This is a genomic window from Streptomyces sp. NPDC002785 (genome assembly GCF_040295565.1).
Taxonomy (GTDB): domain Bacteria; phylum Actinomycetota; class Actinomycetes; order Streptomycetales; family Streptomycetaceae; genus Streptomyces.
Genome location: NZ_JBEOVN010000257.1, coordinates 1 through 8932, shown reverse-complemented (window position 1 = coordinate 8932; position 8932 = coordinate 1). Strand labels below are relative to the sequence as shown.

General features: G+C 70.7%; 7 protein-coding genes and 2 pseudogenes. 3 read left to right on the top strand and 6 right to left on the bottom strand.

Annotation, left to right across the window (positions count from 1 at the left end; all coding sequences use genetic code 11):
* The first annotated feature begins 272 nt into the window (after positions 1-272).
* Positions 273-1184 carry a GNAT family N-acetyltransferase gene (locus ABTZ94_RS34100; protein ID WP_351206771.1) on the top strand — a complete coding sequence of 304 codons (912 nt, stop codon included), beginning with the start codon at positions 273-275 and terminating at the stop codon, positions 1182-1184.
* Here ABTZ94_RS34100 and ABTZ94_RS34095 read toward each other — a convergent pair.
* Complete coding sequence (locus ABTZ94_RS34095) at positions 1171-2286, bottom strand: alpha-L-fucosidase (RefSeq protein ID WP_351206769.1); 1116 nt, start codon at positions 2284-2286, stop codon at positions 1171-1173. The two genes, ABTZ94_RS34100 and ABTZ94_RS34095, sit on opposite strands and share 14 nt — an antisense overlap.
* A gap of 115 nt (positions 2287-2401) precedes the next feature.
* Positions 2402-2812, bottom strand: a pseudogene (locus ABTZ94_RS34085) (family 1 glycosylhydrolase); the annotation flags it as partial.
* Between the two features lie 224 nt (positions 2813-3036).
* On the opposite strand from ABTZ94_RS34085, the gene treZ reads away from it, so the two are divergent.
* Positions 3037-4818, top strand: a complete 1782-nt coding sequence (gene treZ / locus ABTZ94_RS34080) for a malto-oligosyltrehalose trehalohydrolase (protein ID WP_351206767.1) — start codon at positions 3037-3039, stop codon at positions 4816-4818.
* A gap of 74 nt (positions 4819-4892) precedes the next feature.
* Here the strand turns inward: treZ and ABTZ94_RS34075 are convergent, their stop codons facing one another.
* Positions 4893-6020: a M24 family metallopeptidase gene (locus ABTZ94_RS34075; RefSeq protein ID WP_351206765.1), complete on the bottom strand. Its 1128-nt coding sequence runs from the start codon at positions 6018-6020 to the stop codon at positions 4893-4895.
* A 205-nt stretch (positions 6021-6225) separates the two neighbouring features.
* On the opposite strand from ABTZ94_RS34075, the gene ABTZ94_RS34070 reads away from it, so the two are divergent.
* Complete coding sequence (locus tag ABTZ94_RS34070; RefSeq protein ID WP_351206763.1) at positions 6226-6612, top strand: VOC family protein; 387 nt, start codon at positions 6226-6228, stop codon at positions 6610-6612.
* Between the two features lie 19 nt (positions 6613-6631).
* On the opposite strand, the gene ABTZ94_RS34065 is transcribed toward ABTZ94_RS34070, so the two are convergent.
* The 3 genes and pseudogenes from ABTZ94_RS34065 to ABTZ94_RS34055 all read right to left on the bottom strand — a co-directional run.
* Positions 6632-7303, bottom strand: coding sequence for a LuxR C-terminal-related transcriptional regulator (locus ABTZ94_RS34065; protein WP_351206761.1), 672 nt, complete (start codon positions 7301-7303; stop codon positions 6632-6634).
* Positions 7291-8520 carry a sensor histidine kinase gene (locus ABTZ94_RS34060; protein ID WP_351206759.1) on the bottom strand — a complete coding sequence of 410 codons (1230 nt, stop codon included), beginning with the start codon at positions 8518-8520 and terminating at the stop codon, positions 7291-7293. Before ABTZ94_RS34060 ends, ABTZ94_RS34065 begins: the two co-directional genes overlap by 13 nt.
* An 80-nt stretch (positions 8521-8600) precedes the next feature.
* A pseudogene (locus ABTZ94_RS34055) lies at positions 8601-8932 on the bottom strand (IS200/IS605 family accessory protein TnpB-related protein); the annotation flags it as partial.

Sequence of the window (8932 nt, the reverse complement as noted above, 5' to 3'; positions counted from 1 at the left end):
GCAAAAACGCCCGCTCTGAAGTGCAGGTCAGAGCAGCCCCGAGATGCATTCATACCCGCCGTGAACGCCGGGGCTTTCTGCAAGAGTCCCGGTAATCCGGTGGACGGTCCGCCGGACTGTCGGTTACGGTGACCACCCGCCCGAGAATCGAGGAAGGAGGCGAGAACAGTGCGTATCCACACCACTTCATTCCCGCGCTCCCGTCCCGTTCGCCGGGCGGTTTCGGTTTCGGTCTGACCGGGAGCGCATCGCTTCTTCCGGAGGACTCTTCCATGACCGATCTGGTCATCCGCGCGCTCACCGAGAGCGACGCACATCTTTTCCACACCCTGCAAGGCCGTGATCTCGTCGGCCGCGCCGCCTTCGGGCACCGGTATGTCACATTGCAGAACGGCGGCGAGTACCGCCCCGAGTGGAGCTGGATCGCCCTGCGCGACGGTGTCGTGGTGGCCCGGGCCGCCTGGTGGGCGGCGCCCGACGACACCGAGCCGGTGCTGCTCAACTGGTTCGACTTCGCCGACGGCGAGGACGCGGCGGGCACCGAACTGCTGCGCCGCGCACCGCTGTACGCCGAGTACGAGCTGAACCTGCCGGCCGACTGGCGGGAGCGGCCCGACGTCAGGACCGCCGCCGAGGTCCGGATCGACGCCGCCCGCGCGGCCGGGATGAAGCCGCTGGTCGAGCGGTACTGCTACAGGTGGACGCCGGAGTCCGGCCTGCCCGAGCGGCCCGGCCGGCTGGTCTTCCGCCCGGAGCCGGACGACGCAGTGATCCTCGACTTGCTGCGCCGGGTCCACTCCGTCACACTGGACGCGCATGCCCGGCGTGCCATCGAGGGCCCCGGCGGTCTGGAGCAGGCGGCGCAGGAGGAACTCGACTTCTTCCACTGGTGTCCCTCGCCGCGCTCCTGGTGGCAGCTGGCGTACACCCCCGGCGGTGAGCTTGCGGGCATCCATGTTCCCGCCCACAACCCGTCCGGACCGTGCATCGGCTTCATCGGGGTCGTACCCGAGCAGCGCGGGCACGGCTACGGGTACGACCTGCTCGCGGAGTGCACGCACTTCCTGGCCGCTGAGGGCGCCGAGTTCATCGCGGGCGCCACCGACCGGGGCAACGTACCGATGGCCGTCGCGTTCGCCCGGGCCGGGCATGGCATCAGCCAGGAACGCATCAATCTGGTGTGAGTTCAGGGGTGAGTTCCGCCAGCCAGTCCAGGCGGAGCTGCTGCTCGGCGGGGATCGTCGCATCCTCGCCGCGCGGCCCCACATTGAGCAGCAGATTGCCGCCCGCGGACACCGTCTTCCGTACCAGCGAGTCAAGCGCGTCCCGGCCGAGGAACGCCTCGGGCGGGGAGTTGCGGTTGTAGCCGAAGCTGTGGTCGATGCCACGGGTGATCTCGTACGGGTCGGGGCCGGTGTAGCGGGCGAATTCGGGCGTACGGAAGTCGTAGTACGGGGGTTTGCGCGGGACGAAGCCCTCGCCCTGGGCGATGGTGCGGCGCTCCCAGCGGTCGTACAGGGTCTTGGCGCCCGGGAGTTGCAGTGCACGCCACATCGGCGCGTACGGGAACAGCCGGTCGTTGACGACTCCGTGCGGGACGGTGAAGCGGTAGTACTCCACGAGCCGCTGGACGTCGGTGCGGGAACCGGGCCAGGCGATGTCGTTCCAGAGGATGTCGGGGTGGTAGCGGCGGATCAGCTCGCGCACCTGGGCACCCGCGTAAGCGGGGTAGCTGCCGCGCGGGACGGCCGAGACGGTGTCCGCGCCGGTGCCGATGGGACGGTCGTCGAAGGTCCAGTCGAGACCGCCGGAGTAGTAGACGCCGAAGCGCAGCCCCTCGGCCCGTACGGCTTCGGAGAATTCACCGACCACGTCGCGCGTGGTGTGCCAGCCGGTGCGGTGCGGGTTCCCGGCCCCGGAGGGCCAGAGACAGAATCCATCGTGGTGCTTGGTGACGAGGACGGCGTAGCAGGCGCCCGCGGCGCGGAAGCTGCGGGCCCAGGCGGTGGGGTCCCAGGTGTCCAGGGCGTCGTTGAAGTCGCCCCCGAAGGCGGTGTACGGGCGGGTGCCGTAGGTCGCGCGGTGGTGGGCGCGGACGGGGCTGTCGGGGAAGCGGAGCGCGTTCTCGTACCACTCGGCGTACGACGTCCAGCCGAGCGGCGAGCGGCGCCCCGCCAGGGGCAGCTCGTCCGCGGGGACGTACGGCGGGGCCCAGCCCGGTACGGAGGCGGGCGTCCAGTGCACAAAGATCCCCAGTCGGGCCCGGGACCACCATGAAGCAACCATGGCGCGAAGTATTGATCACACAGGGGACCGTTCGTAAGATCCGGGCACCTCCGGGGCACGTTGCCGGAGCTTGACGAGCTGATGGCGAGCGGCTGAGCCGCCGGTGCCGGGCGGGTCAGTGGGCTGAGCCGCCGGTGCCGGTCTTCTGCACACGGATCAGATCGCGGTACCAGGCGTACGAGTCCTTGGGCGTCCGCCGCAGCGTCTCGTAGTCGATGTGGACCAGGCCGAACCGCTTGCCGGCGCCCTCGGTCCAGACGGGGCTGTGCGAGACGGCGATGCCGATGTTGTCCGCGCCCGCGCCGCGCAGGGCGCGTACGGCCAGGCCGTGGGCGAGGAGCTGGTGGTGGGCGGCGGGCAGGGCGTCGAAGAGGAGGGTGCGGCCCGGTGCGTGCTCGCCGAGGGGGTAGCCGAGCATCGTCACTTCGGCCGGTTCGTTGATGGTGATCCACATCGGTACGCGGTCGGCGAGGCGTTCGGCGACGATGCCCGCGTACTCGGCGAAGCGGTAGGCCGTGTCCCGGTTGAAGGAACGACGGCACATTCATCTCGGCCTCCACAACCGTAAGAGAGGGAGTGCGTAGGGAAGGGAGTGCGTATTGAGGAGTGCGTATTGAGCAGAACCTGGCGGGGCAATGATCAGAACCAGACCTTAATCGCCAGTAACGGGCTCGATCCAGTGTCGCGAGTCAGCCGTCGCGGCTGATGCCGACCATGGGGGCACGGGGGCGAGGAGACGAGGAGCGTTGCATGCTGTTCGAGGTATGGGCACCGGATATGGACTCGGTCGAACTGCGGCTGGCGGGTGTGCGGCGGGCAATGGAGCGTGATCCCGTACGGGCCGGCTGGTGGACGGCCGAGGCTGAGGCGTCGGACGGGGACCGCTACGGCTTTGTGCTGAACGGTGGCGAGGGCGGCGGGGCCGACGGGCCGGTGCTGCCCGATCCACGCTCGCGCCGCCAGCCGGACGGGCCGGACGGCGAGAGCGCCGTCGTCGACCACTCGGCGTACACCTGGCGCAACCACTGGGCGGGCCGGGGGCTCCCGGGCGCCGTCCTGTACGAGCTGCACATCGGTACGTACACCGACGAGGGCACCTTCGACGCCGCGGCGGCCCGGCTCGGCCATCTCTCCGAACTGGGCATCACCCATGTGTCGCTGATGCCGGTCTGCCCCTTCCCCGGTACCCACGGGTGGGGGTACGAGGGAGTGTCGCTCTGGGCCGTGCACGAGCCGTACGGCGGCCCGGAGGGACTCAAGCGTTTTGTCGACACGGCGCATGGCCTCGGGATCGCCGTCGTCCTGGACGTGGTCCACAACCACCTCGGCCCGTCCGGCAATTACCTTCCGGCCTTCGGCCCGTACTTCACCGAGACCCACCACACACCGTGGGGCGCGGCGGTCAACCTCGACGCCCCCGGTTCGGACGAGGTGCGGGCCTATCTGCTGGGCAGCGCGCGCGCCTGGCTGCGCGACTACCGGCTCGACGGGCTGCGGCTGGACGCGGTCCATGCCCTGGCCGACACGCGGGCGCTGACCTTCCTGGAGGAGTTGTCCGCGGCGACCGACGCGCTCGCCGCCGAACTCGGCCGTCCGCTCTCGCTGATCGCCGAGTCCGACCTCTGCGACCCGCGGACGACGACACCGCGCGAAGCCGGCGGCATCGGCCTGCACGCCCAGTGGAACGACGACTTCCACCACGCCCTGCACACTTCGCTGGCCGGTGAGTCCCAGGGCTACTACGCGGACTTCGCCGCCGCCCCGCTGGCCGCCGTCGCCAAGACCGTGACGAGCGCGTTCTTCCACAACGGTACGTACTCCAGCTTCCGCGGCCGTACCCACGGCCGCCCCGTCGACATCGCCCGCACCCCGGCCCACCGCTTCGTCGGCTACGCCCAGACCCACGACCAGATCGGCAACCGGGCACTGGGCGACCGGCTCTCCGCCACGCTCTCCCCCGGTCTGCTGGCCTGCGCCGCGACCCTCGTACTGACCGGGCCCTTCACCCCGATGCTGTTCATGGGCGAGGAGTGGGGCGCCCGCACCCCCTGGCAGTTCTTCACCGACCACACCGATCCCGCGCTCGCCGAGGCAGTCCGGAGCGGCAGACGGCGGGAGTTCGCGGCACACGGCTGGGTGGCGGACGACATTCCGGACCCGCAGGACCCGGCCACCCGTAACCGCTCCTGCCTGGACTGGAGCGAACCGGCTCAGGAGCCGCACGCCCGTCTGCACGCCTGGCACCGCGAGCTGATCGCACTGCGCCGCACCCTGCCCGACCTCTCCGACCCGGATCTGGCGTCGGTGCGGACCGCACACGACGAGCAGGCGCGCTGGCTGGCGTACCGGAGGGGAGATCTGCGAATCGCGGTCAACCTCGACGAGAAGCCGGCCGCGATCCCGCTCGGCGGCGGCCGGCTCCTGGGAGCCGGAGGCAGGGTGGTGGCCGCGTGGGAGCCGGTGGAAGCCCCGGGCGACGACGGGCTGCTGCATCTGCCGCCGGAGTCGTGCGTGGTGCTGGCCGACGACTGATTTCCGGGAACGCGCGGCAGGGCCCTTGCCTTCGAGTGCGCTCCGACTCGTACGGACATGGCCACCGCGTCCGGTTACTCGACGATCGCCATTTCGCGCGCGGTGCTGTTGAGGCGTCGGCCGCCGTCCTGAGTCACGGTCACGATGTCCTCGATCCGGACACCGAACCGGCCCGGCAGATAGATGCCAGGCTCCACGGAGAAGCACATCCCGGGCACCAGTGGCTGTTCCTCGCCCTCGATCATGTACGGCGGTTCGTGGGTGGTGACGCCGATCCCGTGACCGGTCCGGTGGATGAAGCGCTCGCCGTAGCCGAACTCGGTGATGACGGCGCGGGCCACCCGGTCGATCTCCTGGCAGGCGACGCCGGGCCGGACCGCGTTACAGCCCGCCTCCTGGGCCTCCCGCACGATGTCGTGGACCCGCTGCTCCTCGGCGGTGGGTTCGCCGACATGGACCGTACGGGAGGTGTCGGAGCCGTAGCCGTGCTTGAGGCCGCCGAAGTCGAGCACGACCATGTCACCCCGCTCGATGGTGCGGTCGCCCGCCTCATGGTGCGGATTGGCGCCGTTCGGGCCGGAGCCGACGACGGTGAAGTCGACCTGGGAGTGCCCGAACTGCTTGAGCAGACCGGCCAGATCGGCGGCGATGTCGGTCTCCTTGCGGCCGGCGAAGCGCACCTTGAGGATCTCGCCGTACGTGGCGTCGGCGGCGGCCCCGGCGGCAGCGATCCGCTCCAGCTCGGCGGCGTCCTTCACCGCGCGCAGCATCGGCAGGGCCTCGGTGAGGGAGACGTACGAGGTGTCCGGGAGCGTCCGCTGCAGCCCGAGCAGGTGCATCGCCCAGGCGTTGTCGCTGATCCCGAACCGGCCCCGGCCGTCGAGCAGCGGGGCGGTGACGGCGTAGGGGTCCTTGCCGTCGGTCCAGTCCCGGAGGGTGAGGGCGGGTGCGCCGACGGCCTGCTCGGCGTCCGGGGCCTCCAGGGTGGGGACGACGAGAACCGGGTCCTGGCCGGACGTGAGGACGAGGACGGTGAGGCGTTCGGTGTTCACGGGCTGGTAGCCGGTGAGGTACACGAGATCAGGTCCGGGGGCGACCAGCACTCCCGCGAGCCCGGCCTCGGCGGCGCTCTCGACGGCACGCGCCATCCGGGCCCGGTAGTCGTCGGCGGTGAACGGTACGGGCTGGTTCGGGCTGGACATGCGGGACCTCCTGGCGACGCGACACGGCATACAGCATCCTGCCCTCGCGCGCCGGTCCACGCGAGCGAGGGCCAGTTCTTGTCCCGGTGAGTGCCCCACGGACGTCATGGTGGTGCGGTCGACGCAGTTCCCGCAGGGGTGGGTAGTGTTACGTATGACGAACTGGCTCGCCCCATCATGACCCGCCTTCCGCCCGAGGAGCCTCATGCCGCACATCGCCCTGGTCACCCTGGTCGTCCGCGACTACGACGAAGCCGTCTCCTTCTACACGGACGCCCTCGGCTTCGAGCTGGTGGAGGACACCGACCGGGGCGACGGCTCACGCTGGGTGGTCGTGCGGCCGCGCGGCACGGAGGGGACGGGGCTGCTGCTGGCACGCGCCAAGGACGAGACGCAGCGGGGATGCGTCGGCGCGCAGACGGGCGGCCGGGTCGGCTTCTTCCTGCACACCGAGGACTTCGCGGGCGACCACGCGCGGATGCTGGCCGCCGGTGTGCGGTTCCTGGAGGAGCCGCGGCACGAGGCATATGGATCGGTGGCGGTCTTCGAGGACCTGTACGGCAACCGCTGGGACCTGCTCCGGCCCGCGTGAGGCAATGGCCCCAGCACGCTCAGCGCGTGCCCTTGCCCTTGCCCTTGCCCTCCAGGTACGCAAGCACCGCGAGCACCCGCCGGTGGACCGTGCCGTCGTCCGGTTCCAGGCCGAGCTTGGCGAAGATCGAGCCGATGTGCTTGCTCACGGCCCTTTCCGTCACCACCAGTTCGGTGGCGATGGTGCCGTTCGCCTTGCCCTGTGCCATCAGTTCCAGGACTTCGCGCTCGCGCGGTGTGAGGCTCTGCAGGGGTTCGGCCGACGACTTGCGGGTCAGCAGCTGGGTCACGACCTCGGGGTCGAGCGCCGTGCCGCCATCCGCCACCCGGTCGAGCGCCTGGAGGAACTGGTCGACCCGGCCCACCCGGTCCTTCAGCAGGTAGCCGATGCCCTGGGCGCCCTGGGCGAGGAGCTCGGCGGCGTAGGTCTCCTCGACGTACTGCGAGAGGACCAGGATCGGCAGTTCGGGCATCTGCGTGCGGGCGGCGAGTGCGGCGCGCAGCCCCTCGTCGCGGAAGGTGGGCGGGAGTCGTACGTCGAGCACGGCGGCGTCCGGGCGGTGTTCCAGCAGGGCGGGAAGCACCTCGGGCCCGGTCGCGGCGTCGGCCACCACCTCGTGGCCCGAGCTGGTGAGCAGCAGGATCAGCCCCTCCCTCAGCAGCGCATTGTCCTCGGCGATCACGATCCGCACGGCAGCTCCACTTCGATTTCCGTCGGCCCCCCGGTGGGGCTGTTGATGCGGGTGGTGCCGTCGAGGGCAGCTATCCGTCGCCTGATTCCGACCAGCCCGCTGCCGGCGCGTTCGTCCGCGCCGCCGTGACCATCGTCGCCGATGGCCACCCGCAGGGTGCCAGGGGTCCGGTCGATCCGTACGGTCGCGGCCGTGGCGCCGCTGTGTTTGCTGATGTTGGTGAGGGCCTCGGCGATGACGAAGTAGGCGGCGGCCTCGATCGCGGCCGGCAGCCGTCGCCCGTCCTCCACGCCGTCGAGCTCCGCGGTGACGGGCACGCCGACATCGGCGGCCAACGCCCTCACAGCTCCCGCCAGTCCACGGTCCGTCAGCACGGGCGGATGGATGCCGCGCACCACGTGTCGCAGTTCCGCGAGGGCCTCCTCCGCGCCGTCCTGAGCCTCGTCCAGGCGGATGCGCGCGGCGGCCGGGTCGCGGTCCAGGAGCTGCTTGGCGAGGCCGATGCGCATCGACAGGGCCACGATCCTGGCCTGGGCGCCGTCGTGCAGATCCCGTTCGATGCGGCGCAGTTCGGCCCCGTGCGCCTCGACCGCCCCGGCGCGGCTCTCGGTCAGCTGGGCGATCCGGTCGGCGAGTGCGGTGGACGGCGAGGAGGTGAGCAGGGACAGGGTCCAGCTCGCCGACAGATCCGCGAGTACGGGATGCCAGCGCAGTACCCACCCCTGACGCACGGGGTGCGGCGTCCCGTACTTGTCGGCGGACCGCCGGTCCAGCAGGTGTACGACGGACAGCGCGGCCCCGTCGACGAGGAGCCCGACCGGCCACAGCACCATCGTCAGGTAGCCGAGGACATTGCCCATGAGCGCTTGGATCGGCAGCCAGAGCGCGTCGCGCCAGACCGTCGGGTCGGTGAGGACACGCCGGACCCGCTCCGAGAGTTCACCGCGGTCCAGCGACGGATACGGCGTCGGTGTGAACGGAACGCCGAGTCGCGCGGCCGCCCTGCGGCGTTCGAACTCCGCGAACCGGCGCAGCACCTTCGCGGCCTCGGGCAGGGCGGGCAGCCCGATGATCGCGGCGGCGAACAGCAGAACCGCCACCACCAGGAACGTGCCCACGTACGCGAGCAGCGCGATCGCGATGCCGATGAACAGATAGCGCGACGCATCCCACGAACGCCGGATGGCGAGCGTCAGCGGGGTGGGAGTGGTGCTCATGCCTCATCACGTTACGGGGGGTCGCCCGCCACCGGAGTGAGGGCCTCTCCCCGACCACGGTGGAGCTGGCTGTACCGTTCCTAACCAGTGTGCATGAGTGAGTCCTGGACCCACTGTTGCGTACTGGGCGCATCCCGAACGGTTTTGGATGCGCTGGGTTCCCGCTTTCGCTTCCCGTTCGGCGACGGCCCTCCAGGGGGCCGGTCCGTTGCGGGTGGGCGGGTTCCCTCACGCCCCCGGTCACCTCGTTCGGCCTGGACGGTCCGATGCCCCGCACGATCACTCCGGTCGTGTGGGGGCGGTGCCATCCGACGCCTGATCGGGTGTCCGAGGGCGCGTCGTCCGATCGCGATACCGGCGGCATCGTGACGGGACATCTTTCGCTTGGGGGTGGCCAGCGGTTTCTGCCAGT